Genomic DNA, 24394 nt, shown 5'->3' on the forward strand with positions numbered 1-24394 from the left:
CTCTCCGGCGTCGTCATGTCCGCTGACCTGAGTGCCGGCCGGTGGGGCAGCTCATCGCCGGGGGCGGTCAATGCCGGGTGGCAGCCCGGGCAGAGGGGGCCTTTCACCGCTGCCGCGCCGGGTGGAGGCCGCGGAAGAAAGCCGCATTCCGGTGGCGGATCCGCGAGCGGGCGCGTGGCGCGGCAGGGACACATTCCCCCTGCTTTGGTCAATATTTACTTTTCCGGAATCCGTCTGCATAGTGGCGCCTCGAAATACTGGCGGGTTGAGCCGAGAGGGCCTTTTCTTGTCTCAGATCAACGACGTTGCCGTGCGTGAGGTGGAGCTTGAGCGGGTTCAGGTCTCCGTCATAGGCGAGCTGTTCGACGAGCGGCTGGCCGGGGCGCGGGAGCAACTGGCGGACGTGCTCGCGTCGCCGTCCGACGGGGCGGGCGAGTTGTATGAGAGGGAGGTCGCGGCCGGGCGGCTGGCGCGGGAGGTCCGTCGGCTGGAGGGGGCCGAGGACGGGTTGGTCTTCGGCCGGATCGACCTGGCGGACGGCACCGTCCTGCGGATCGGGCGGCTGGGGCTGCACAGGGATTCGGACGAGCTGCCCGTGCTGGTCGATTGGCGGGCGGAAGCCTCGCGGCCTTTCTACGAGGCGACTCCGGTCCATCCGATGGGGCTGCGGCGGCGCCGCCATCTGCGTGTGACGGGCCGCACGGTGGTGGGGGTGAGCGATGAGCTGCTCGACGGCTCAGCACCCACCGCGCATGACGTCGTCGGCGACGGCCCGTTGGCCGCGGCGCTCCAGGAGAGGCGCACCGGGCGGATGGGAGCGGTGGTCGCCACGCTTCAGGCGGAGCAGGACGCGATCGTCCGGTCGCCGCACCGCGGGGTGACGGTGGTGCAGGGTGGTCCGGGGACCGGCAAGACGGTGGTGGCGCTGCACCGCGCCGCGTACGTGCTGTACGCGTTCCCCAGGGCCGCCGAACGCGGCGTGCTCGTACTGGGGCCGAACGCGCGGTTCCTCGACTACATCAGCCAGGTCCTGCCCTCGCTCGGCGAGAACGACGTCGTCCTTGCGACGTGCGAGGAACTCGCCGGCGTCGTACCGGGCGCCGCCGACTCCTCCGAGGTGGCGCGCTTGAAGGGCGGCTCCGCACTGGCCGGCGCACTGGCCTCTGTGGTGCGCTCTCGGCAGGCTCCGGGCGGTGACTTCGAGGTCCGGGTCGGGCAGGAGCGGGTCGCGCTGACGGACAGCGATGTCGCGCGAGCGCGGGAGTCGGCACAGACCAGCGGTCTCGCGCACAACCGGGCACGGCAGCTGTTCAAGGAGCTGCTGGTCGACGCCCTCGTCCGTGAGCTTGCCCGCAGTGGTGCCGAGGCGCTTGAACGCATCGACGCGCAGGTCGCGGAACTTACCGGCCTCGATCTCGACCGGGTCGCGGCGGCGGACCTGCGCCGCCTCGGTATCGATGACACGCCCGCGACAGGTGCCGACGAGTTCGACGCCGACGCCATGCGCGCCGAACTCCTGGACGACGCCTTGCTCGATCAGGCCGTCGAGGACCTGTGGCCTCGGCTCACGGCCGCCGACGTGGTCCGCGCCCTGCTGACCGACGGCGACGCGCCGGCCGCGTACCTGCGGCAGTTCACCGACGGCCAGCGGGCCCTGCTGCGGCGAACGCCGGACGCGCCGTGGACGGACGCCGACGTGCCGCTGCTCGACGAGGCGGCGAGCCTGGTCGACGGCCCGCCTGAGCACGTCTTCGGGCATGTCGTCGTCGACGAGGCGCAAGAGCTCACCGTCATGCAGTGGCGGATGATCGTGCGTCGCTGCCCGGGCAGGTCGATGACCCTGGTCGGAGATTTCGCCCAGGCAGGACCGGCGACGGTGGCCCGGGACTGGAAGGAGGCGCTCGGCCCGCACCTCGGAGACCGCTTCGACCTGCGCACCCTGACCGTCAGCTACCGGACCACGCAGGAGATCCTCGCCGTAACCGGCGACCTGCTCAGCCGGATCGCCCCGGGGCGGCCACCGATCCGGTCGATCCGGCGCGGCGAGGTGCCCCGTACCGTTGCCGCGGCCCCCGAGTCGCTCGTCACCGACCTCGTGCGGGAGCTGCGCGAGCAGGGCGCCGCGCATCCGGGGGAGTTGGTCGGGGTGATCTGCGCCGATGACAGGACGGCACAGCTCGCGGCCGCGGGAGTCGAGCGGCACGCCCGACTGGTGCCGGCCTCACAGGCGCGCGGCCTGGAGTTCGACGCCGCCGTCGTGGTCGACCCGGACGGGATCACCGCCGCCCGCCCTGGCGGCGAGCGTGATCTGTACGTCGCCCTGACCCGGGCCACCAAGAGACTGTCCACCATCACCGTCCCGCCGGCCGCCGGAGCAAAGGCGTGCCGGAGCGCCCGCTGACCGCCGAGGTCAGTCGGTACGGACGTCACGATCGAGGTCAGGGTGCTCGCGCCCCGGACTGGCATCCGGTCAGGCAGCTCGCGAGGCCGCCGGTGCCGCGCGGCGTGGCGGGTGAGCCGTCCTGGGTTCGCCGGGGAGCCACCCTCAAGGGTGCGGGTGGCTCCCCGGCGACGACCGGGACCCGCGCACGGGGCACCGCCGTCACCGGTTCACCGCCGTGTGCTGCGTAGCTTGAGAATGTAGGTCGCGGTGAGGGCGACGGCGCGGTTCTCGTCATGGGACAGCTCTACGAGGGCACGTGACGCCGTGTCTCCCGGGATGTCGGCGAGCGCCTGGGCCAGCCGTCGACGTGCGGATGCTCCCGTGGTGCCGCGGGCGAGGCAGTCGACGAGCCCGGTGGCGATCCGATCGGCCAACGCCGGATCACTCGCCAGCGCGCTCAGCGCATCGGCGGCGTCGGCGTCGTTGCCCTCCTCGACGATCATGTCGATGAGCGCCGGGATCGCGTCGGCCACCCCGCGTGCGCCGAGCGCCAGAGCGGCGTACCCGCGGACCACGACGTCGTGGTTCGCGAGGGCGTCCCGCAGCAGTGCGGTCGCCTCGCGGTGCGGGATCTCGGCGAGGGACTGCACGGCACGTTTGCGCACCTCGGCGGAGGGTGAGCCGAGGCCCTCGGCCAGCAGCGCCGACCCGTCCTCGCTCGATTGCGCCAGCGCCCACCGCAGGGCTCCGGCGACACTGGGGTCGGACTCGCGCAGCACGGCCTCGACCAGTGCCTCCACCGGCACGGGAACGTCCTCGACCGCGGACAGGGCCGCGCGCTGCCGCGCCCCCGCGCTCGAAGACCCCAACCCCTGGAGGAGCGCGACGACCTGGAGGACGTCCTCCCAGCCGGCGGGTTCCACGGCACCGATCCGACGCAGTCGGGTGAGCAGCTCCTGCTCCGCTGCGAGGCGGTCGCGGGTCTGGCGGATCAGGTCCTCGACGAGTCCCGCGGGCGCGAAGCCGGGGTCGTCGAGCGCCCGCCCGACCTCACGCAGCGACAGCCCCAATGACCGCAGGCTCTCGATATGGAAGACGCGGCGGATGTCCTCGCCGGAGTACTCGCGGTAGCCGGAGTCGGTACGATCCGTCGGTCGCACCAGGCCGAGCGATTCGTAGTGCCTGAGCATGCGGGCGCTGACCCCGGACCGTCGCGCGACATCACCGATCAACAATGCCTACTGCCCCTTCCGGCCGGCTCCGCCGAGGGCGACGACGCGCTTCGCCCCCTCGATCGCGAACCCGAATCCGGCATCCGGATCGCGCCACAGCCGGTCCGTGGCGAGTGCGTGCGCGCGCACCCGGGGGTCGGGATCCGTCGTCGCGGCGCCCAGCGCCGGCAACATCGCCTCCCCGAGCGCGACCAGCGCCCGGCTCAGGCTCAGCTGTGTCTCGTGCTCGCCACGCCCGAGCTGTCCCGCCAACACTACGGCCAACTCGCCCTTCGCATCTTCGGGTACGAGCGCGACCGCTGCCCGCCAGGCGCTCCGGGCCACCTCGTCGTCGGCGTCGGACAGCAGCGCCGGTGCGATCCCCGGCCACGCCTGCCGATCCCCGATCTTGGACAGCGTGTGCAACGCCTGGCTCCGCGCCTGCGCACTCTCCGAGCGGACTTCGCCGAGAAGCACCGGGACCGTCATCGACGCCGGGTGGCGGGTGAGCGCCCACGTCAGCATTTCGCGCACGGAGAACTCGGGTTCGACCGCGCACCGCTCGATGAGCCTGCCGATGAACCCCGGGTCCGGGGCCGTGCCGAGTGTCAGCGCTGCCCGCAGCCGGACCGAAGAGCTGTCGCTCTTCAGCTCCCGCAGGGCGCGCATCGTGTTCGTGTCCTCTTTCGACATGATCATCGGGACCACCTCCTCGGCACAGTGAAGGCCTTGCCACTGTGTGAAGGTCAAGCGGAACCAGGCCGGGGGAGGGCCGGCACCTTCGGCCTCCCCGGGCGTGCCGCTCGTCATGGGACCGTACTCGACGGAACCGGTGACCACCGGGCCGATGGCCTGCCCGCCCGCACGCATCACATAGAGGTCGCCGAGTCCGGGAGAACGGCCGTTGGCGGCGTGAGCTGACGCTGCGGCAGGCTCAAGGGAGCGCGGGCTGCTTTGCCACCGACGGCCGACAGGACCGGCGGCTCGGGCGGTGGCACGAGCGTCTGACGCCGAGGCGTGTGGGCGGCCGAATTGACCGCACAGGCAATGGCCCCACCGCGCATGCGGTGGGGCCAGGACCCGAGCCCTCCATCGGCTCCCTCGGGTGTGCGGATCAGCCGCCCTGGCCGGCGCTTCCGATCGGGCCGACCTTCACGGGGGAGCCGGTGCCGTCGGTGACGGGCAGCGTGGCGGCGCCCGGCCAGTCGAGGGTGACCGTCTTCGTCTCGTTCGGCGGGGTCACCAGCAGCCCGGTGATACGGACACCGGAGCCGCCCGTCTTGTTGAACGGGTAGTTGATGCCGAAGGCCGTCGACTGCCCGTTCCTGAGGGTGGTCACGGTGGTCTCCTGGCCCGTGCGCTTCGCGGACAGCTGCCCCGCGCTGGTCTTCAGGTCGACGCCCGCGTACCCGCTGATCGTGCAGTCCCGGCCGCCGCGGTTCCGCAGCTGCACCGCGACGGTGCCGTCGGGGTCACCGTCGATGGTGCTGTCCATCGCCGTGATCTTCAGGTCGTCGGTACGGCACCTGCCGACTTTGCCGCTGCTGCCGGAGCCGGAGCCGGCGGCCGTGCCCTGCCCCCCGGAGCTCTTCCCGGCGGTGGCCTTGCCGCCGCCCTGAGTGCTGCCCGTGGACGACGCGCCGGCGGTGCCCCCCTTACCGCCCGTGGCCGACGGGCTGGACGAGGTGTCCGACTTGCCGGCCGAAGCGGCGGACGAAGGGTGCTGCGCGGCGCCGGAGTCCGAGTCCTGGCACGCCGTCATCAGCAGGGCGCCGCCTACGAGGGCTGCGGAGACGAGAAAGGCCTTGCGACGGTTGGCGGACATGAACGACCCCTTGGTATGCGGTGGTTGAAGCCGAAGCGGTTTCGGCTCATCGGTACTTGCTTGATCACTAGGAGGGGGCTGTGAGCCGAGGGGTTACCGGCGTCGTCGTTCCACGACACCGCTGTCACAGACCGGTGACATGGGTGACATGGGCACGAGGTGGGCGGACGGGCCCTTGTCGACCCGTCCGGTCAGGGCGTGGGTGTGGCCTGGGTGAGAGACATCCAGTGTCGGACGGTGTCCTGGTGGGAACCGGCCGCCGTGCTCGCCGTCACTGCCTCCGCGTCCGCCGTGGAGCACGGTGCTCCATCGCGGGTCAGCAGGACGAGCGGCCACTCGGGGCCCGCGCCGGGACCCGCGCCGTCAAAGGCGTGCCAGTCCCAGGGCCCCGCGAATCGCCATGCGCGCCCGGCGGCGTCGGCGACTTCATCTCCCGGCCGGAGAGCCGCGTACGGGCGCGTCAACAGCTCGAAGGTGAAAGGGATCCCGTCGCCAGGGTGAAGGGTGTATCCCGTGCCGTTGCGATGACTGTCGTCGGAAAACTCGCGGTAGGAAAGGCCGCGGCGCAGCACGGTCACGGTCAGAGCGGGGCGCGGTAGCCAGCCGGTCTCCAGCGGAGGATCATGGCGGTCGACAGCCGTCACATGCACCACGGTCGGCTCCACTCCGACCAGGCAGATGTCTCCCGGCTTCAGGTGCTCGGGCGGCGGGTCGGTGCGGAACAGCTCCGCCTCCACTTCAGGCGAAACGAGGCCGCCGCGGTCCGCGACGCCCAGGGCGACGATCCCGTTCCAGTGCATGGAATCGCTGCCGGTGTCGATGTCCCACCACGGCCACCGCACCGACACGTGGTCCCACGCCACACCCCGCTCGACCCTGGCCGGTGTGAAGGGGCAGGCGATCGACAGCACGTCACCGACCCGGAAATCCCCCGCATCCATCATGGGGCCAGGTTAGAGGGGGCGTCCTTCACGATCCGTACCAGCCCTCGCCCCCGACGGTGCCAGGACTGACGGGCGCCTCCTGGTGACCGGGCGTCCTCAGCCGGACCGGCCGGCCGGACGCGTGCCGATCCGCCGGTGGTGTCGAACCACGGCGTCCTCCCTTACGGTGGATGTGTGATGATCAAAGCGGGAGAGCCGCGCAGGCTCGGTACCCCGGCCGCCGAGGCGCGGTTGCGTTTCGAGACGGAACAGCGCAACGCCCGTGGCGGTCCGGGGCGCAGGTTGCTGGTGGTCGACGGGGATCCCGCCTTCGAACTCAGCTCCTGGTGCGGATCCTGCCCGTTCCTGTTCCGCCGGCTGGAGACCGCACAGCAGACGTTGTCGCTGGAGAGCGTGCAGGAGCAGCTCACCGGCACGCTGGCCGATCCGGACGACGGCGGCGTGATCGACGCATTCGGCGCCTTGCTGCCGGAGGGCGATTACCTGCCCCTCCTGCTCCATGTGGAGCCTCGTCTGGTCATCCCCGGCAAGGAAGGCGACTACTTCAGCGACGAGCAGGTCACCACATGGGGGATCGACCAGTTCTGGGGCCTGCCGGAGTACCCGCACACGCCCTACTACCGGACCTTCGAGACGAGAGTCGACGCGTCCGCTCACCTCTATGAGTTCGTCGTGCCCATGGTGGCCCCGACGTGGAACGCGAGGGACCGTGTGGCGGAGTACGTCGAGCTCATGGGCCGGGGGGCGGTCCCGACGGCTGTCGCGGTCTCCACGCTGGACGTGTGCGAACCCGCCATCGGCGAGCCGGCCGACCACTACCGGCACTGGGGCCTGACCCACTTCCTTCTCGACGGCCACCACAAACTGGAGGCAGCGGCCACGGCAGGCCGACCCGTCCGGCTCCTTTCACTCCTGGCCCTGGGCGAGGGCCTGGCCGAATCCGAAGACTGCGCCCGGCTGCCCCACCTGCGCACGCAGCCCCGCTCCACCCGAGCGGCCGGTACCTGAACCAGCCCCGGACCGCCGCGACCGGCATGGCGGTGTAGATCACGAGCGTGCGGGCGGGGTCGCCGGCCACCACCTCTACCGGCGCCCGGCACTTGAGGGCAGACTGCACTGGGCATCGACCACGACGGCAGCCGACCGCGCCGGTCGCATCGAAGGCGCCCAGTCCGCCGGTGAGCGAGCGGCACGGGCCGTGCCGGCGGCCGCTTCCGGCATGATGCTCGACAGCAGCACCACCACCGCGAGCCGACAGGGATTCCCTTCATGGACAACCACTTCGATCTCGTCGTCATCGGATCCGGGTCCGGAAACTCGATCGTCGACGAGCGCTTCGGCGCCTGGAAGGTCGCCTTCGTCGAGAAGGGAGTCGGCCCGCTGGACAGTTACGGAGGCACCTGCCTCAACGTCGGCTGCATTCCGACGAAGATGTTCGTCCACACCGCCGACACCGCCCTCGCGCCGGAGCACGGCGCCGCGCTGGGCGTCGACATGACCCTGCGCGGCATCGACTGGCCCGCGGTGCGTGACCGGGTCTTCGGCCGGATCGACCCTCTCGCGAGCGGTGGCGAGCGCTACCGCGCGACGGGACACGCCAACGTCACCCTCTACCGTGGGACCGCCCGCTTCACCGGCGAGCGCCGGCTGACCGTGGCGACCGCGGACGGGCCCGTCACGATCACCGCCGACCGGATCGTGGTGGCGGCCGGCAGCCGCCCCGACATCCCCGAAGTCCCCGGCCTGGACGACACGCTCGGCTACCACACCAGCGACACGGTGATGCGTATGGAACGGCTCCCGCGCCGCATGACCATCCTGGGGTCGGGCTTCGTCGCCACCGAACTGGCCCACGTGTTCTCCGCCCTGGGCGTCGAGATCACCCTGATCGCCCGTGGCGAGATACTTCTGCGGCACGAGGACACCGACGTCGCGCGACGCTTCACCGAACTCGCGCAGGACCGGTGGGACGTACGGCTGAACCGCAAACTGCTGCGGGCGACCCGCGAAGGCGGCTCACTGCTGCTCGACCTGGAGGGCCCCGAGGGTGCCGAGCGGCTGGAGACCGACGAACTGCTGGTGGCCACCGGTCGCCGGCCCAACTCCGATCTCGTGGACGCCGCCGCGGGAGGCCTCGCGCTGCACCCGGACGGCCGGATCGTCGTGGACGCACAGCAGGCGACGCCGGTGCCCGGCGTCTGGGCCCTCGGCGACATCTCCTCGCCCTGGCAGCTCAAGCACGTCGCCAACCACGAGGCACGCACCGTCCAGCACAACCTGCTGCACCCGGACGCCCCCCGCACCTCCGACCACCGTCACGTCCCGCACGCGGTGTTCTCTTCGCCCAGGATCGCCTCGGTCGGTATCACCGAGCAGGAGGCGCAGGCCAGCGGGTGTGCCTATGTGACCGCGACGCGGGAGTACAGCGGCATCGCGTACGGATGGGCCATGGAGGACACCACCAGCTTCGCGAAGGTCCTGGCCGATCCCGCCACCGGGGAGCTGCTCGGCGCGCACATCATCGGCCCGGAGGCACCGACGCTGATCCAGCCCCTGGTCCAGGCGATGTCCTTCGGCCTGGACGCCCGTTCCATGGCCGAAGGGCAGTACTGGATACACCCGGCCATGCCCGAGGTGATCGAGAACGCCCTGCTCGAACTCCCGCTCGGCTGACCGCAGCCGGATCCCGGGGCTCGGTGCCTCTGGGTCCGGGAGAGCGTCAGCATCATCACCGCGCCCACCGCCACGGCCCGCGGCGTCCGCCCTACAGGTGCCGCGGTCGCACCCTCATCCGGATCCCGTCCCGTGCCCACAGCACGAACCGCTCCACCGGCGTCACCTCGTGCCCGGGCGCGGGCAGAAAGCGCAGGCGCTTGAGGAGGACGGCCAGTACGAGCTGGGCCTCGACCGTGGCCAGGGCGGCACCCTCGCAACCGCGCGGCCCGAACCCGAAGGGGACGTACGCGAGGCGTGGCCGCTCGGCCACCTTTTCGGGCGTGAACCTTTCAGGGTCGAACCGCTTCGGGTCGGGCCAGTACTCGGGGTTCAGGTGCACCGCCCAGAACGGGTAGAACAACGTCGTCCCGGCAGGAACGTCGTACGGGCCCAGGGCCAGGTCCTCGGTCGTCTCCCGCGCACCGTACGGGCCGGGCGGGAACAGGCGCATCGATTCCTTGAGCACCATGTCCAGATAGGTGAGCCGCCGCAGGTCGCCGTAGTCGGGGGCGGCGCGCTCGCCGAGCACGTGGTCCAGTTCGGCGGTGACCCGGTCGGCCACGCCGGGGTGACGGCCCAGCAGGTGCAGCGTCCACGAGACGGCGACGCCGGTGGTGTGATGCGCTGCGAGCAGCGTCACCATCACGGTGTCCCGGATCCGTGCGGGGCTCGTCCCGGCCTCGACGAGCGCTCCGATCAGATCGCTGCGGTCGTTTTGGCCGCCCACACCGTGCGCCGCCACGACACGGTCGACCGTCGCGCGCAGATACGCGAGCGCCTTGTCGGTCCGCTCCGCCGAGCGCGGGTCGTCCCGCGGCACCTGGTAGAGGCGTCCGAGATGCTCGGTGAGTACCTCCTCGAACGCGTCGACGGCACGGTCCGCGTCGGTATCGACTTCCGCGCCCCCGAGCGCGAACCCACAGATCATACGGAGCGACAGCGCGGTCAACTCCTGCTGGAGTTCGACGGATTCGCCGTCGGAACGCTCGGCCCAGCGGTCCGCGAGGTCGCGCGCCAGCTCGGTGAAGCGCGCGAAGTGCCGTTCGTGGGCCGGGCGTCCGGCGAGCACCGACAGCAGCAGCCGCCGCCAGGGGGTGTGCTCGTCGGCGGGAAGAACCTGCAGATTGCCCACCTCGCACAGGGGGTCAAGGAACGAGAACAGCTTCTCGGGCCGCTTGTCGATGTGCGCCGTGGCCTCCAGGAGCACGGGGTCGGCGACCGACACGGCCTCGTCAGCGCCCGGCAACTGGAAGCGCACGACAGGCCCGTACATGTCGTGCAGGCGTAACTGGTACTCGTGCAGTCCGCCTGCGGCCGTGACGGCACTCAGCCCGCCGTCCTCGTGGTGCTCGGGGCCGGGGATGCGCATGACGGTGCCTCCTGTCCGGGGCCTGCCCACGGGTCCGGCCGAGTGGGGCCCCCAATCGCCTTTGCCTCAGCGGTTTCCCGCGGCCTGCGCGTCTCAACTGACGGGGATCCGGGTTCCGCGCGGCTCGGCCCCGGCGACCTTCCCCCGCCCGGATCAGGATCCCGGGGCCCGGCCCGTGACGGCACACGCGGCTCACCGGGGGAGAGGAGGTGTGACCTGAAGGAGGGAGCCCCGGGGGTCCGGTACGGCGTTGCCGGTGCGCCCCGGCCGGTCCTGGTCACCGCGCCGGGCGAATCCACGTCCGGGCGAGTTCCGCCGCCCAGGCGGGCACTTCCTCGGGGGTGGGCGGGGGCACGGCGACGACGACGAGTTCGGTGACGCCCGACGCGCCGAGTGCGGGGAGGTGCTCCGGAATTCCGTCGCTCAGCGCGACGGCCACCGTCAGCTCGTCGAAGGCGCGACCGTGGCGGGCGCACTCGTCGGCGAGCACGGCGATGCGGGCCGGAACGTCGGCCGCCGGGACGTTGAAGCCGTACCAGCCGTCGGCGAGCGTGACCGCGCGGCGCAGGGCGGCGTCGCTGTTGCCGCCGAACACGACGGGCAGCCGGCCGCCGTGCAGCGGCTTCGGGTTGACCCGGATCCCGTCGAAGCGGGTGAACTCCCCGGCGAAGGAGGCGGGGTCGTCGGTCCAGAGGGTGCGCATGGCGGCCAGGTACTCTTCCGTGCGCCGCCCGCGTCCGGCGAAGGGAACTCCGAGCGCGGTGAACTCCTCGGCCGACCAGCCGACCCCGACACCGAGGGCGAACCGTCCGGCGGAGAGGACGTCGAGTGTGGCGGCCTGTTTGGCGACCACGACCGGGTTGTGCTCGGGCAGCAGGAGTACGCCGGTGGCCAGCTCGATGCGGCTGGTGGCCGCTGCCGCGAAGCTCAGGGTCAGCAGGGGGTCCAGCCAGTCCGCGTCCGCCGGAACGGCGATCCGGCCGTCCTCGGAGTAGGGGTAGCGGGATGCGGGCGCGTCCACGAGGACCACGTGCTCTCCGCACCAGAGTCGCGCGAAGCCGTGTGACTCCGCCGCTGTGGCCACTGCCCGGATGACCTCGGGACGGGCACCGTGACCGATCCCGAGCGCGTGCAATCCCACTCGCATGCCGCACCTCCTCGCGTCACCGTATGCGCGCGAGGCGGACGCGCCCGGGTGACGTGCCGTGGCCGCGCGCGGAGCCGGCGGGGATGTCGTCCGGACGAGCGAGCCGGTCGCCCGTGATCACCCTGCCCAGGGTCCGGCCCGCATCCCTGAGTGCGGACGGGGGCCACCGGATCGCCGAGCCGGGGATCAGAGCGGGAGGAGATCAGAGCGACGTCTGAGTAGCTCCTGGTTGATCTGCTGGTGATCGCCTGGTTGCTGTACGGCTACGGGATGACGGGGTGGGCCGACGCCTACGACTCGGTCAACGCGCCTGAGGCGCCGGGGGGCGCACGGCACGCGATGTGGCTCCTGGCCGTCGGCGCCGTGCTCTCCGGGGGCGGCCTGGTCGCGTTGCGCTGCCGCATCGCGGGCAGCGTGCAACTGGCCGTGCTCGGCTGTGCGGCACTGCTCTTCGCCGGTCTTGCCGCACGTCGCTAGTGGGAGGCGACCGTGGAGGTCCTGCCGGCCGCCCCGGAGGGGGGGCGGCCAGGGCCCGCGGGAGCAGGGCAGCCCCGGGGCGGCACGGAAGATCAGGATCGCTCGCCGGTGCGCTCGCTCGCGGCGCGCGCCACCGCCTCGGAGATGCGATCAGGCCCTTCGGCGAGTTCCAGGACGAGCCCGGCCGTGGCAGGCGTGTCGAGCAGGGTGACGAGGACCTGAGCGACATCGTCCCGGGTGATCTCCCCGACGCTCCGCTCCGCTGTGAGTCGTACCCTGCCCGTACCGGGCTCGTTGGTGAGGGCCGCGGGCCGCAGGACGGTCCAGTCGAGGTCCTGGGCCATGAGGTGCTCGTCGGCAGCGGTCTTCGCGTGGATGTAGGCGGCCCAGACCTGGTCGGCGTGGGCCGGAGGCGGGCTGCCCGCGCCCCGTGTGGAGACCATCACATACCGCCGGATCCCGGCGCGCAGGGCGGCCTCGGTCACAAGGACAGCTGCCTGGTGGTCGACGGTGTGCTTGCGGGCCGCGCCGCTGCCGGGGCCGGCGCCGGCGGCGAAGACCACGGCGTCGGCCGCGGACAGGGCCGTTCGGACGTCGTCGCTCGATGCTGTCTCAAGGTCGCAGACGATCGGCCGCACACCGTCGGCGAGCAGGTCGTCGCCGTGGGCAGGGTTGCGGACGAGTCCGGCGACGCGGTCGCCCCGGGCGGTGAGCAGCCGGCCCAGACGCCGGGCGATCTGGCCGTGCCCACCGGCAATAACGATCTTCATGGTCTTCTCCGTCGTGCCGTTCAGAAAGTGATGCGGACCTTCAGCGCCGACCTGTCGTCCATGGCGCGGTAGCCGTCGGGCACGCCGTCCAGGTCGACCGTGCGGTCGAAGACCGAGCCGGGATCGATGACGCCCGCCAGTACGTCGGGGAGCAGTTCGGGAATGTAGGAGCGGGCCGGCGCGACACCGCCGGCCAGGGTGACATTTCGATCGAACATCTGGCCGATGTCCACGCCGGCGCTGCCACCGTGCGGGACGCCGACATAGCCGACCGCACCGCCGTCGCGGGTGATGGAGATCGCGGTGCGCATCGACTCCTCGGTCCCGACTGCTTCCAGGACGGCGTGCGCTCCCTGGCCGCCGGTCAACTCCCTGACCGCCTCGGCGGCGGCCTCGCCGCGCTGAGCGACGACGTCGGTGGCGCCGAACGAGCGGGCGATGTCGGTACGGGCCTGGTGGCGGCCGAGCGCGATGATCCGGGCCGCCCCGAGACGACGGGCGGCGAGTACGCCGCACAGTCCGACCGCGCCGTCACCCACCACGGCGACGGTCGCCCCGGGGCGGACCCGGGCGGAAACAGCGGCATGGTGCCCGGTGCTCATCACATCGGACAGCGCCAGCAGGGCCGGAAGCAACGCGGCATCGGTCGCCGCGTCCTTGGGCAGCCGGACCAGGGTGCCATCGGCGTACGGTACGCGGACCGCCTCGCCCTGGCCGCCGTCGGAGCCGGCCTCACCCCAGAATCCGCCGTGCGGGCACGACGTCTGCAGGCCCTCCCGGCAGTAGTCGCACGTGCCGTCCGACCAGACGAAGGGCGCGACCACGAAGTCACCCGGCTCGAAGCCGGTGACCGCGGCGCCGGTCTCCTCGACGATGCCGAGGAACTCGTGGCCGATCCGCTGGCCGGCCACCCGCGAGGCCACACCTCGATAGGCCCACAGGTCACTGCCGCAGATACAGGCACTGACCACGCGCACCACCGCGTCGGCGGGCTGCTGTATCCGAGGATCGGGGACCTCTTCGATCCGGATGTCGTTCGGGCCGTGGATGACGGTGGCACGCACGAAGGCTTCCTCACACTGGACGGGGGCGGTACGGGCCAGCGTCGCGGCCGGAGCGCTTGCCTGTCCAGCTACATTGGCTACAGCCTCCATTTAAGCTGAGCTAATGCTCGATGTTCGAAGGCTCGTTCTCCTGCGTGATCTGGCCTCCCACGGCACGGTGACCGCAGTGGCCGAACTGCACGGGGTCACCCCCTCGGCCGTCTCGCAGCAGCTGCGGCTCCTGGAGGAGGAGACCGGCGCCCGGCTGCTGGAACGCACGGGCCGCTCCATCCACCTCACCGGCGCCGGACACCGGCTGGCCGAGGACACCGAGACCGTGCTCACAGCTCTCGAACAGGCACAGAACCGTCTGCACAGCGACGCCGAGGAGGCCGTGGGGCCGATCCACCTGGCCTGCTTTCCCAGCGCCCTCGCCCCGCTGGCCGCGCCCCTCAGCCGGTCCCTGGAACAGACACACCCGAAATTGCGGCTCCACATCACCGAAGCCGAACCCGAACCAGCCGCCCGTCTCCTGCTCCAGCGCCGTGCGGACCTCGCGCTGATCTACCGCTACACCAACCTGGCCACGCCCGCGCCCGCCGGCGTCGACACGCAGCTGCTGTCTCTCGATCCGCTCGTCGCCGTCCTCCGGCATGATCACCCCGCGGCGCACGCGGAAGGGGCCCCGCTGGACCTACGGGAACTCGCGAACGCGTCGTGGATCACCGCCCCCGCGCACACCGCATGCGGGGAAGCCGTCCTCCAGGCCTGCCGGTCGGCAGGATTCACCCCCCGGATACGGCACGTCTGCACCGACTTCACAGCCATGATCGCCCTGGCCGCAAGCGGCGGTCACCCCGTCCTCGTGCCCCGCATGGCCGCAACCCGTCTACCGCCCGCGCTCAGCGTGCGCCCGGTGACCGACCGGATGCTGGCCCGCAGGATCGAGATCGCCACACGACACGGCGCCACGCGAGAACCCGGGACCGGAGCCTGCCTCCAGGCGTTGCGAACCCTCACCGTACGAGATCAGCTGGAGAGCCCTGAAACCGGTCCGCGCGGCATGTGATCATGCGGATATGACACCTGGTCGGATCATCTTCCTCGCCGCGAGCGGGCACGGGGTGACCGCCCACCGGGCCTCGCGGCGCACCAGTACGACCTGGTCCACGCACACGGCGACTAAGCAGTTGAGGAACCCCTGAGGGCCTGAGGCACGGCCACCCACCGCAGCCCCGGCGTTCCGGGAGCGTCGCTCCGGGGCGCCGGATCCTGCACGTCGGTCAGGCTTGGCCGAAGGACGCCAGAAGTCCACGCTCCCTGTCCGGGGCGAGTCCCGCACGGCGTGGCCGGTGCAGCCCCTGCTCGCGTTCCCAGCGCAGGGTGTCGACAAGGAGGTCGGCGCGGGAGCGATGGCGCAGGCCCGCGGAAGCGGCGGCAGCCCCACTGCGCGCCGACCAGCCCTCCCAGCCTCGTTCGACCACCCACATGGGCAGTGAGTCCGGGCCCATGTACTGGGCCACTCCCTGCGCGAGGAGCTGCTGGGACGGCACCGTGATGACCGGTCCGGTGTGCCCGCCGACGCCGCGGGACAGCTCGATCCACTCGGCGAAGGGCACTGTCGGGCCGACCGCGTCGTAGGTGCCCGTGGTTCGGCGCTGGGCAGCGTCGACGAGCCAGGCCGCCAGGTCGCGCACGTCGATGGTCTGCGTCGGGGCTTTCGGGGTGTCGGGGACGAGGAGCGGCGCCCGGGGGTCGCGGGCGGCGCGGGCGACCCAGTACCCGGAGCGGTCACTGTGGTCGCCGGGCCCGCCGATGAGTCCGGCGCGTGCGATCAGGAGGCGGTCGGCCAGGGCCGTCCGGGTGAGCTTCTCGCAGGCGGCCTTGGCCTCGCCGTACCGGTCACGGTCGACCTCTTCCTGGTCGGTGGCGGGCAGCAGCGCGGCGGACTCGTCCGCGCCGGGCTCGCCGTGGGAGGCGTACGCGCTGACCGAGGAGACGTAGACCCAGTGACGTGCCCGCACGCCCAGGGCCGCAAGTGCCCTGTGCACGAAGCCGGGTTGCCAGGACACCTCGAGCACAGCGTCCCACTCCCGGCTGGGCAGGGACGCGTACGCATCCGGATCGCGCCGGTCAGCGGCCACCAGGCGCGCGCCTTCCGCCACCGGACCGCTGTCGCCACGAGCCAGGCACGTCACGCGGTGGCCGCGATCGAGGGCCTGCCGGGACACTTCACGCCCCAGCCAGGCCGTACCGCCCAGGACCAGGATCTCCATGCACTCCATCCCGGAACCCAATCAGCACGGCCCGAGCATGCCAAGGGACTTCTGCCGTGGGCAGACTCGCGTCCGTTCATCTCGACGCTCACCGTGAAGTGTCCCGCTGGAACCGGCCGGAGGCCCGGCCCCGGCGCCCGGTCGTCGGGGCGTCAGTGATCGGTCGGGCGCTGATCGGTCGGGCGCTGAGGGAGGTCAAGAGGGTTGTCCGCCATCCTGGCCTGGAGACCTGACCGTACGGAGGCCGCCGCGGAACTGTCGGTCTTGCGCCTCGCCTGCTCCTGGAAGCACGTCAGGAATTCCGCGGCGAGACCGAGTCGGGGGTAGCGCCCCAGCACTTCGGCCCTGAACTCCGGGGCGAAGTCGTCAGCGTTCCTGCCGACGATCTCAAGGGCTGTCGCCCGGCACAGTACGTGCCCTTCGGGATCCACGGCGACATCGACCTCGGGCCACATGTGGCGGACGATGACCTCTGCCAGACGCTCGCGGCGTCCCGCCGGCCACCCCGCGCCGGCGGTGAACACCCGCGCCACGTGACCGCCGGCCACCTCGAACGGCACGGTGTGGCTGTCGAACTCGGCCACCAGCCCCATGTCATGGAACAAGGCGGCCACGTAGAGGAGTTCGGAGTCGACCTCGATACCGTGCGCCCTGGCACGCGCGGCTGCCCACACATAGGCCCGGGCGCAATGGTTCAGCAGCGCGGGGGACTGGTAGGCGGACGCCAGCTCCCATGCGGCGGCCGAGGCCGCGGTGTCCGGGACGAACACGTCGTCGAGGGTGATCGCGGCCGTTGCGAGACGCGTGCCGGCGGTCGGTGGATTGTCAGGCATGGTCTGGATTCCTTCAGCTGATCGAGACGCGGGCCATGGGCCGACCATTCGGTCAGGCCCGACCCGACTCAGCGCGTTGCCGCCCCAAGGCGCAGAGGCTGACAGCGATGGTCATATCTCGACCGTAGCCCCGCGGCGGCCCAGCTGCCTGGGCCACTGCAAACCGAGGATCTGGGCCAATCAGCAGTGGGCGGCCACCTCCGTACCGGCAGGCCCGCACAATCGGCCTGGCCGTCGCGGCGGCCGCGAACGCCTCCGACCGGACCACCGAGCGCCCGCGTGACACCGCGGCCGCCGTTCCCGGCCCCGACGCTCGTCGGCGGGCTGCCCGTGCGGACCCGCCTCGTCGCCGAGCCCGTGCCGCACACCCGACGCCGCTTCCGGTGGCCCGACCGCCCCGGGACCGCCCGGGCAGAGCCGGCCGAGGCACCGCACTCGCGCATCCCGACGGCCGGCGGAAACGAGAAGGAGACGCGACCGGTGCGGCCGTCCTGAGTCCGCGACAGTCTTTCCTGTGAGCGCGCGTGCCGTGCCCGGTGCCGGGTGGTGCCTGGCGTAGCCTGGCGAACCCGCGCACCACCCCTGTCCGGCGAGGAGCGATCGAGGCCATGCGGAAGACCGACGGCAGGGACGCTGAGGTGGTGGTCATCGGGGCGGGCATGGCCGGCCTGGCCTGCGCGGCGGACCTCGTCGCGGCCGGAGTGCGGGTGATGCTCCTGGAGGCCGCGGACACGGTGGGCGGCCGGGTGGCGACCGACAGGGTCCACGGCTTCACGGCGGACCGTGGGTTCCAGGTGCTGAACACCGCCTACCCCCAGGTCAAACGCCGTTTCGATCTGCGTGCCCTGCGGTTGAGGCCTTTCACCCCGGGCGTGCTGGTCCACACGGGCGGCGAGCTGCGCCGGTTCACCGATCCCACCCGCAGGTTGCGGGACAGCCGCGACCTCCTGCCGGGCCGCCTCGCCGGGCCGCGCGACCTCGTGGCGTTGGGCGTGCTCTCGGCCCGCGACATGCTGGCGCCCGCCGCGCGCCTGCGGGCCCGGCCGGACGGCACCACGCTGACCGCGCTCGCAGACGCCGGTTTCTCGCCCGCCTTCGTGGAAAGCTTCTTCCGGCCCTTCCTGTCCGGTGTCTTCCTCGAGGACGAGCTTGAGACCTCCGCGCGCTTCTTCCATCTCGTGTGGCGTACGTTGCTGCGCGGTACCGCCTGCCTGCCGGCGGACGGCATGGGCGCCCTCCCAGCTCAACTCGCCGCTGGCCTGCCCCGCTCCGTGCTGCGAACGGGGACACCGGTCCTCTCCCTGACGCCGGACGGCGTTGTGCTGGCTGACGGGTCCGAGCTGACCGCCGCCGCGACCGTCGTCGCCACCGGGCAGAGCGCCGCCGTGCGGCTTCTTCCCGGTCTCGCCGTACCGTCCGGCCGCACGGTCACGACCCTCTACCACGCTGTCGGGCGTTCACCGCTGGCCGAGCCCACGCTCATCGTCGACGGCCGCCGCCGGTTCCTGAACACCTGCGTGCTCACCGAGGTCCATCCCGGCTACTCCAGCGACGGGCGGGCCCTGGTTTCCACCTCCGTCCTCGGCACGCCGGGACCGGCTGACGAGGCGACCGTGCGCGCGGCCCTCGGCGAGGTGTACGGCACCGACACCGGGACCTGGGAGACCGTTCACCGGGTCACCGTCCAGGACGCCCTCCCGGCCATGCCCCCGCCCTGGCCGCTGTCGCGGAGCACGCGTTTCGCTCCGGGGCGCTACGTCTGCGGCGACCACCGTGCGACGGGCTCGTTGCAGGGCGCCCTGGCCTCCGGGACCCGCGCGGCCCGAGAGGTCCTCACGGACCTGCGGACGAGTGTCCCGGCCCCGCCTCGTGACGGCGGATGACCACCGGCTCTCCGCTCAGCGTCGGCGAGCGGGCCCCGCGGTCCTCACGCGCGCGGCTGCATCCGTCTCCGCTGCGAGGGCGGAACATCGGGTGACCGTCGACCACGGCAGGGCCGGTAGGCCACGGCCCACCCGGGCGCTGGAGTGGCCTCCCGTGCCGACACATCACCCACCCCAAGGCTGACAAGAAGGCTCAGCGGGTCAGCAGGTCCCGGATCGCGGCCGTGATCTCGCCGGGTGCCTACTCGGCCATGAAGTGCCCCGCTCGGGTGAGCCGGTGGTCGAGGTCCGGCGCCCACGCCTGCCACACCGCCGCGGCGTCGTAGCCCAGCTGCGCGCCCCAGTCCTGCTGGACGACCGTCACGGGCATGGCCAGCTGCGACCCTGCGTCCAGGTCCGCTTGGTCGTGCAGGACGTCGATCCCCGCCGAGGCCTCCGCCGAGAGCGCCCTCCAGACGGCCGGAATGCCGGGCGTGCACCGCGGCCTGTTGCCGCTCGCCCTCTTGGGGCTGCGTCTGCTGCACGACCGGCCCGCGCCCACCGATCCGCACCTCGACTGGGGTCCCTACCGGCCGTGGGCGCGACCCCACGTGCTGCTCGCCCAGGACCGGGTCGAGGAGGCCCGTACCGCGCTCGCCGCGGTGCCCGAGCCGGCACCTGACCACATGCAGGAAGCCATGTGGTGCCTGACCGCCCGCGCCGCCGTACGCCTCGGCGAGTGCGCAGTGGCCGCACTCGCCGAGGCGGCCTTGCGCGATGCCCGCGGGGAACACGCCGGTGCCGCCAGTGGAATGCTGACCCTGGGCCCGGTGGCGCTGTATCTGGCAGAGGCGGAGACCTGCGCCGGAGGCGCTCAGCGCGCACCGTGAGAGGCCGGGTGCGGCGAGCCGGACCGAGTCCGTACGCGAACCTGGATCCCCTCACCGGCCCCACTTGGATTCGATCCTCCAAGGAACCGGTAGGCGCTCTACCGGCGGACCGCCGAGATCAGTCCGCCGGGCCGCTCCTCGCGCCGCGGCGGGGTGCTGATCGGGCGGCCGTAGGCGGCAGCGCGCTCGCGCAGGGTGTGGCTGTCGGCCTCCCAGCCGTGCCCGGCCAGCCAGCCCACCGGGTCGTCGGGCGTCTCCGAGATCCACATGGACGCCGCCGATCCCGGCGCGGCGTCCGCGCCGAAGCGCTCGATCACCCCGCGCGAGCCCAATGTCAGCCCCATCCGGCTGCCTGCCGCCGACCGCGCGCTGATCCGGGCCAGCAGCAGCTCCACCGCGTCCTCGGGCAGATAGATCAGTAGTCCTTCGGCGATCCAGGCGGTCGGCGCGGCCGGGTCGTGCCCTGCGGCGGCCAGCGCGCCTGGCCAGTCCGCACGCAGATCCACCGCGACGGTGGTCCGCTCGCAGCGCGCGACGGCCCGCTCCTGGCGCAGCACCGAAGCCTTGAAGTCGAGTGGCGCGGCGGTGTCGACCTCGAACAGCCGCGTGCCCTCGGGCCAGTTCATGCGGAAGGCCCGGCTGTCCATGCCGGCGCCGAGCAGCACGACCTGCCGGACCCCGGACGCTGAGGCCTGCCGCAACAGGTCGTCGAGGAACCTCGTCCTGATGACGATGGAGAACGACACGGCCAGCCGGCGGCGTCGCGCGGCCTCGTCATCGGGCTGCGGCGACGAGGACGGCCACAGGCCGCCGGCAGCGGCGAAGGCCCGTGCCAGCGGGTCGCGGAACAGCGCGTTCTCCCGCTCGGTCTCCAGCGCCCGCACCCTGGCCACCCCGACCGCCGTGGCCCACACTCCCGACGGCTGCACCCGCTCCCGCTCATCAGTCACCGCGCCAGCCTAGAGGGTCGATCCCCAGGGGCCTGGTGAAGGGAGCCGGCTTCATGCGCAGCCGGCCAGTCATGCGCGCACTGACCGTCCGCGCCCACCGTCCGGCGCAAGTCGGTGCCTGCGGTCGTGGAGGGGGTGTTGTGGGGCGGAGAGGGCAGGATTCGAACCTGCGTGGTCCCCCGTGAGGGGGTCCGACCTTGAGGCGTGCTCGCTGGTCCCCGATCAGCCACTCCGGGCACCTCTCCCTGCTCCCGGCCCGCCGGTTGGTGTGCGGGCCGTTCACGTGAACAAGAGTGACAGGGCCGGCTGACGCGATGCTGACGTGCCCTGGGGCCGGATTTCAGAAGGGACTTCAGAAGGGTGCCAGGCGCTTGATCCCGTGCCCTTCGGCGTCCTCCCAGCCTGTTCATCTCACCAGGTCCGGACCGAGCCGCGCGGTCACTGGCCGGTCTTCACACTCAGACGGTGGAAGGCGCCCCGGTAGGCGGCCGGGGTCATGCCGATCTGGCGGCTGAGGTGCTGGCGGAGCGACTCGCCGGAGCCGAGGCCACTGCGGCCGGCCACCTGGTCGACGGTGAGGTCGGTGGTCTCCAGCAGCTCGCGGGCCCGCAGCAGCCGCTGCTGGAGCAGCCACTGGAACGGGGTCACACCAGTCTCGGCGGTGAAACGGCGGGTCAGGGTCCGCACGCTGACCCTGGCTTGACCGGCCAGGTCGCGCAGGGCGATCGGCTGGTCCAGGTGCTGGAGCGCCCAGATGCGGGCCGCGTCCAAGGAGGAGTCGGTCTCGGCCGGCAGCGGGGTCTGTACGAACTGCGCCTGCCCGCCGTGGCGGACAGGAGTGACGACGGCGGCACGGGCCGCCGCATTGGCCACGGCCGCGCCGTAGTCGGAACTGATCAGGTGCAGGCACAGATCGATTCCGGCGGCCGAGCCCGCACCGGTGATGATCGGCCCGTCCTCGGCGAACAGCCGGCCGGCGTCCACGTGCACCGAGGGGAAGGCGCGCTGCAGTTCCTCGGCCAGGGCCCAGTGGGTAGTGGCGACACGGCCGTCGAGGAGTCCGGCCTGGGCGAGGACGAAGGCGCCGCTGCAGATCGAGGCGACGCGCTTGCCCGCGGCGGCTGCCTCGCGCAAGGCGTCCAGGGCGGCGGGCTCGGCGTCGTGCCGGCTGGCGGTCGAGGGGACGATCACCGTGTCCGCCGCCGCGACCGCCTGAAGGCCGTGCCGGATCACCACGTCGATGCCGCCGGAGGCGGCGGTCACGCCGGGCGTGGCGGTGCACACCGTCACCTCATAGCCGGGGCTTCCGTCGAGTCCGGCGGCACCGAGCAGCACGGACGGCATGGACAGGTCGAAGGGCTTGACCGCGGGAACGGCCAGGACGGCGACACGATGCATGGCTAGATCCTTGGAGGTCATGGCTTTCAGGCCACTAACCTACTCTGCGTCCGCGCGACAGAGTTGGGCGTGCGGACGGGCCCTCCGTGAACCACGTTTCCCTCGGGAAACGTTCCATTTTCGAGGTGAACGGAGACAGGACCATGGGTGGATCAGTCGTCATCGGGGCAGGTGCGACCGGGGTCGCGACCGCCAGGCAACTGGCCGAAAGCGGCGAGCGGGTCCGCCTCATCACCCGCAGCGGCAGTGGCCCCGACCACCCTGCAGTCGAACGGGTCGCCCTGGACGCGGGCCGCACCGACGAACTGGCCGAGGCCCTGGCCGGAGCGGCCACGGTCTTCAACGCCGCCATGACCGCCTACCAGACCTGGCCGGAGACCATGCCACCGCTGTTCGCGTCGATTCTCGCCGCGACCGAGCGGGCCGGGGGCGACTACGTGATGCTCGGCAATCACTACGGCTATCAGCAGACCAGAGGGCCGGTCACCGAGCGCACCCCCCTGGCCCCGCACACCCGAAAGGGCCGGGTGAGAGCCGAACTGTGGCAGCGGGCCAAGAACGCGCACGACGAAGGGCGGCTGCGGGCCACCGAAGTGCGAGCCGGCCAATTCCTGGGGACAGGCGCGGTCTCCGCGTTCACGCTGCTGGTCGCTCCCCGGGTCCGCGAGGGCGAACTGGCTCTCGTCCACGGCAACCCCGATGCGGCACATTCGTTCTCCTACACCGAGGACGTCGCAGCGGCGCTGGTGGCGGTCAGCAGCGACGAGAGGGCCTGGGGACGGCCCTGGCACGCCCCGGTCATCACCACCACCGTGCGTCACGCGGCAACCGACCTCGCCGAACTCCACGGAGCGCCCGAACCGCGGTTGGAGCCGCTCACCGAACGGGACATGGCACTGCTGTCCTTCACCGATCCGCTGTGGCGGGAGTTCGCCGAGATGAGCTACATGTCCGAGCGTCCGTTCATCGTGGACGACAGCGACATCCGCGACACCTTCGGGCTCAAGCCTTCAACGCTCCGCGAAGCGCTGGCGGCCTGACGCGGCGGTGGGCGGACCGGCGCTCCAGGCCCGCCCACACCGGGACATGAGCTGTGCGAGGTGCTCGGCACTCGACAATCGGCACACGGTCCCGCACCGCGTAGGCGCGCATCAGGCCGGCCGTCCGCGCCGCGGCCACGTGCATCCGAGACCGGTCAGGTCCGGCAGGTCCGGCAGGTCCGGTAGATCCGGTAGGTCCGGTAGATCCGGTAGGTCAGGTAAGTCCGGGAGGTCCTTCACCGCTTCCCTGTCCGCGAGCGGTCGGCGCCATACGCCGGGCTGCGGGGTCGGGACACGGCGGCGGCCCGGCCGGTCCCAGGTCGAGGGCTTGCCCGTGCGCCCCAGTGCTTCGCGGGCCCGCCGGGCGGGGTCTCGTCGGGGCGGCGCTGCCGCGGCCTCGCCCTTGCCGACCCCCATCAGCCGACCGGGCCGACGAGGTCCGCGTCAGCGTGAACCGCTCGCACAATCCGGACGCAGCTCATGAAGCGACCACTCGCGATCCGTCAGACCCCCAGGCCCGTACGAGCCGGCCGGAGGGCACATGGAGTACGACCCTGATCACCATGGGTAGCGGCGACAGAGGTAAATGGCGAGGCTCACCGCGTCCACGCGCACCCGCCGCCTCCCGTCCGTCGGACGCGTGCCCGATCACACGGCGGTCATCCACGCCGCCGGCCTCACAGGGGCCGCGTTCCAGGCGCAGAAGAGCCGGGCATCCGCGCAGTTTCCCCGGGCAGTGACCGGGAACCTGGATTGTGCCTCCCGTTTCGCGGGGAGGTGAGGACAGTGCACCGGCAACCCGGTGCTCTGCCGGTCGCAGCCGCAGCCTGCTACCGCCTGCCGGCCGGGGCTCTCAAGGAGCACATGGCTCTCCAGCCGCTGATCGCGGGGCGATCGTGCGGATCCTGGAGGACCGGCTCGCCCGATCGAGTCCGCCCACCAACAGCCTCACGGCATGACCCGCCAGCTCGGCAAGCCCACAGGCGCCGGCCTGCCTGCCGGGGAGGAGAGCCGAGAGGAGCAAGCACATGACCAGCTCTGGCCCCGAACCGACACGACCTCCGGGGGCCCGACGGGGCAGCGACATACCCCCCGGTGAGACCCCTCCCGGTGAGGGGAGTACCACCTCTGCCATCTCCTACCCCGAGCCCGAACTGCGCAGGGGGTGGGGGCCCGTGCCGCTCGCTCTGATCCTGCTGGTGGTGGCTCTGGTCGCGGTCGGGCTGATAGCGATGGCTGTGGCCCTGATGGTCTAGATCCG

The 24394-nt window shown here is 72.0% G+C and carries 20 protein-coding genes and 4 pseudogenes; 10 read left to right on the top strand and 14 right to left on the bottom strand.

The window, feature by feature from the left end:
• Positions 1–286 precede the first annotated feature (286 nt).
• Positions 287–2401 (top strand): HelD family protein, encoded by a 2115-nt coding sequence (locus ACF073_RS35000; RefSeq protein ID WP_392075515.1) that lies wholly within the window; start codon positions 287–289, stop codon positions 2399–2401.
• Positions 2402–2610: 209 nt separating this feature from the next.
• Here the strand turns inward: ACF073_RS35000 and ACF073_RS35005 are convergent, their stop codons facing one another.
• The 4 genes from ACF073_RS35005 to ACF073_RS35020 form a co-directional block, all read right to left on the bottom strand.
• Entirely contained in the window at positions 2611–3618 is a 1008-nt protein-coding gene (locus tag ACF073_RS35005; protein ID WP_392075516.1) for a HEAT repeat domain-containing protein, read from the bottom strand.
• 3 nt (positions 3619–3621) lie between these two features.
• Positions 3622–4464: a HEAT repeat domain-containing protein gene (locus ACF073_RS35010; RefSeq protein ID WP_392075517.1), complete on the bottom strand. Its 843-nt coding sequence runs from the start codon at positions 4462–4464 to the stop codon at positions 3622–3624.
• 244 nt (positions 4465–4708) lie between these two features.
• On the bottom strand, positions 4709–5419 hold the full coding sequence (locus ACF073_RS35015; RefSeq protein ID WP_392075518.1) for a DUF4232 domain-containing protein: 711 nt from the start codon (positions 5417–5419) through the stop codon (positions 4709–4711).
• A gap of 191 nt (positions 5420–5610) precedes the next feature.
• Positions 5611–6363, bottom strand: a complete 753-nt coding sequence (locus tag ACF073_RS35020; protein WP_392075519.1) for a hypothetical protein — start codon at positions 6361–6363, stop codon at positions 5611–5613.
• 177 nt (positions 6364–6540) lie between these two features.
• On the opposite strand from ACF073_RS35020, the gene ACF073_RS35025 reads away from it, so the two are divergent.
• Together ACF073_RS35025 and ACF073_RS35030 are read left to right on the top strand one after the other, a co-directional pair.
• A complete protein-coding gene (locus ACF073_RS35025; RefSeq protein WP_392075520.1) occupies positions 6541–7371 on the top strand; it encodes a hypothetical protein in 831 nt (276 codons plus the stop codon).
• A 261-nt stretch (positions 7372–7632) separates the two neighbouring features.
• On the top strand, positions 7633–9036 hold the full coding sequence (locus ACF073_RS35030) for a mycothione reductase (RefSeq protein WP_392075521.1): 1404 nt from the start codon (positions 7633–7635) through the stop codon (positions 9034–9036).
• Positions 9037–9127: 91 nt separating this feature from the next.
• Here the strand turns inward: ACF073_RS35030 and ACF073_RS35035 are convergent, their stop codons facing one another.
• Positions 9128–10447: a cytochrome P450 gene (locus ACF073_RS35035; RefSeq protein WP_392075522.1), complete on the bottom strand. Its 1320-nt coding sequence runs from the start codon at positions 10445–10447 to the stop codon at positions 9128–9130.
• A 277-nt stretch (positions 10448–10724) separates the two neighbouring features.
• Positions 10725–11594 (bottom strand): LLM class F420-dependent oxidoreductase, encoded by an 870-nt coding sequence (locus tag ACF073_RS35040; protein ID WP_392075523.1) that lies wholly within the window; start codon positions 11592–11594, stop codon positions 10725–10727.
• Positions 11595–11834: 240 nt separating this feature from the next.
• Between ACF073_RS35040 and ACF073_RS35045 the strand changes: the two genes are divergently transcribed.
• Complete coding sequence (locus ACF073_RS35045) at positions 11835–12071, top strand: hypothetical protein (protein ID WP_392075524.1); 237 nt, start codon at positions 11835–11837, stop codon at positions 12069–12071.
• Positions 12072–12163: 92 nt separating this feature from the next.
• Here the strand turns inward: ACF073_RS35045 and ACF073_RS35050 are convergent, their stop codons facing one another.
• Together ACF073_RS35050 and ACF073_RS35055 are read right to left on the bottom strand one after the other, a co-directional pair.
• Positions 12164–12841: an SDR family oxidoreductase gene (locus tag ACF073_RS35050; protein WP_392075525.1), complete on the bottom strand. Its 678-nt coding sequence runs from the start codon at positions 12839–12841 to the stop codon at positions 12164–12166.
• Between the two features lie 20 nt (positions 12842–12861).
• Complete coding sequence (locus ACF073_RS35055; protein WP_392075526.1) at positions 12862–13905, bottom strand: zinc-dependent alcohol dehydrogenase family protein; 1044 nt, start codon at positions 13903–13905, stop codon at positions 12862–12864.
• Between the two features lie 103 nt (positions 13906–14008).
• Here ACF073_RS35055 and ACF073_RS35060 point away from each other — a divergent pair, with 103 nt between their 5' ends.
• A complete protein-coding gene (locus tag ACF073_RS35060; protein WP_392075527.1) occupies positions 14009–14953 on the top strand; it encodes a LysR family transcriptional regulator in 945 nt (314 codons plus the stop codon).
• A 24-nt stretch (positions 14954–14977) separates the two neighbouring features.
• Positions 14978–15067: pseudogene (locus ACF073_RS35065) on the top strand (chloramphenicol phosphotransferase); the annotation flags it as partial.
• Positions 15068–15167: 100 nt separating this feature from the next.
• Here ACF073_RS35065 and ACF073_RS35070 read toward each other — a convergent pair.
• Together ACF073_RS35070 and ACF073_RS35075 are read right to left on the bottom strand one after the other, a co-directional pair.
• On the bottom strand, positions 15168–16160 hold the full coding sequence (locus ACF073_RS35070; protein ID WP_392075528.1) for an NAD-dependent epimerase/dehydratase family protein: 993 nt from the start codon (positions 16158–16160) through the stop codon (positions 15168–15170).
• A gap of 152 nt (positions 16161–16312) precedes the next feature.
• Positions 16313–16993 carry an HD domain-containing protein gene (locus ACF073_RS35075; protein WP_392075529.1) on the bottom strand — a complete coding sequence of 227 codons (681 nt, stop codon included), beginning with the start codon at positions 16991–16993 and terminating at the stop codon, positions 16313–16315.
• Positions 16994–17601: 608 nt separating this feature from the next.
• On the opposite strand from ACF073_RS35075, the gene ACF073_RS35080 reads away from it, so the two are divergent.
• A complete protein-coding gene (locus tag ACF073_RS35080) occupies positions 17602–18876 on the top strand; it encodes an NAD(P)/FAD-dependent oxidoreductase (RefSeq protein WP_392075530.1) in 1275 nt (424 codons plus the stop codon).
• 241 nt (positions 18877–19117) lie between these two features.
• Here the strand turns inward: ACF073_RS35080 and ACF073_RS35085 are convergent.
• A pseudogene (locus ACF073_RS35085) lies at positions 19118–19309 on the bottom strand (alpha/beta hydrolase); the annotation flags it as partial.
• Positions 19310–19313: 4 nt separating this feature from the next.
• Here ACF073_RS35085 and ACF073_RS35090 point away from each other — a divergent pair.
• Positions 19314–19745: pseudogene (locus ACF073_RS35090) on the top strand (SARP family transcriptional regulator); the annotation flags it as partial.
• A 98-nt stretch (positions 19746–19843) separates the two neighbouring features.
• Here ACF073_RS35090 and ACF073_RS35095 read toward each other — a convergent pair.
• The 3 genes and pseudogenes from ACF073_RS35095 to ACF073_RS35105 all read right to left on the bottom strand — a co-directional run bounded on the left by ACF073_RS35095 (position 19844) and on the right by ACF073_RS35105 (position 22093).
• Positions 19844–20659, bottom strand: coding sequence for a class I SAM-dependent methyltransferase (locus ACF073_RS35095; RefSeq protein ID WP_392075575.1), 816 nt, complete (start codon positions 20657–20659; stop codon positions 19844–19846).
• A gap of 182 nt (positions 20660–20841) precedes the next feature.
• A pseudogene (locus ACF073_RS35100) lies at positions 20842–20940 on the bottom strand.
• Positions 20941–21133: 193 nt separating this feature from the next.
• Positions 21134–22093, bottom strand: coding sequence for a GlxA family transcriptional regulator (locus ACF073_RS35105; RefSeq protein ID WP_392075531.1), 960 nt, complete (start codon positions 22091–22093; stop codon positions 21134–21136).
• Positions 22094–22236: 143 nt separating this feature from the next.
• On the opposite strand from ACF073_RS35105, the gene ACF073_RS35110 reads away from it, so the two are divergent.
• Positions 22237–23133: an NAD-dependent epimerase/dehydratase family protein gene (locus ACF073_RS35110; protein WP_392075532.1), complete on the top strand. Its 897-nt coding sequence runs from the start codon at positions 22237–22239 to the stop codon at positions 23131–23133.
• A gap of 1028 nt (positions 23134–24161) precedes the next feature.
• Positions 24162–24389, top strand: coding sequence for a DUF6480 family protein (locus ACF073_RS35115; protein WP_392075533.1), 228 nt, complete (start codon positions 24162–24164; stop codon positions 24387–24389).
• The last annotated feature ends 5 nt before the right edge of the window (positions 24390–24394 follow it).

This window comes from Streptomyces sp. NPDC015171, assembly GCF_043079545.1.
In the GTDB taxonomy this organism is placed as follows: Bacteria; Actinomycetota; Actinomycetes; order Streptomycetales; family Streptomycetaceae; genus Streptomyces.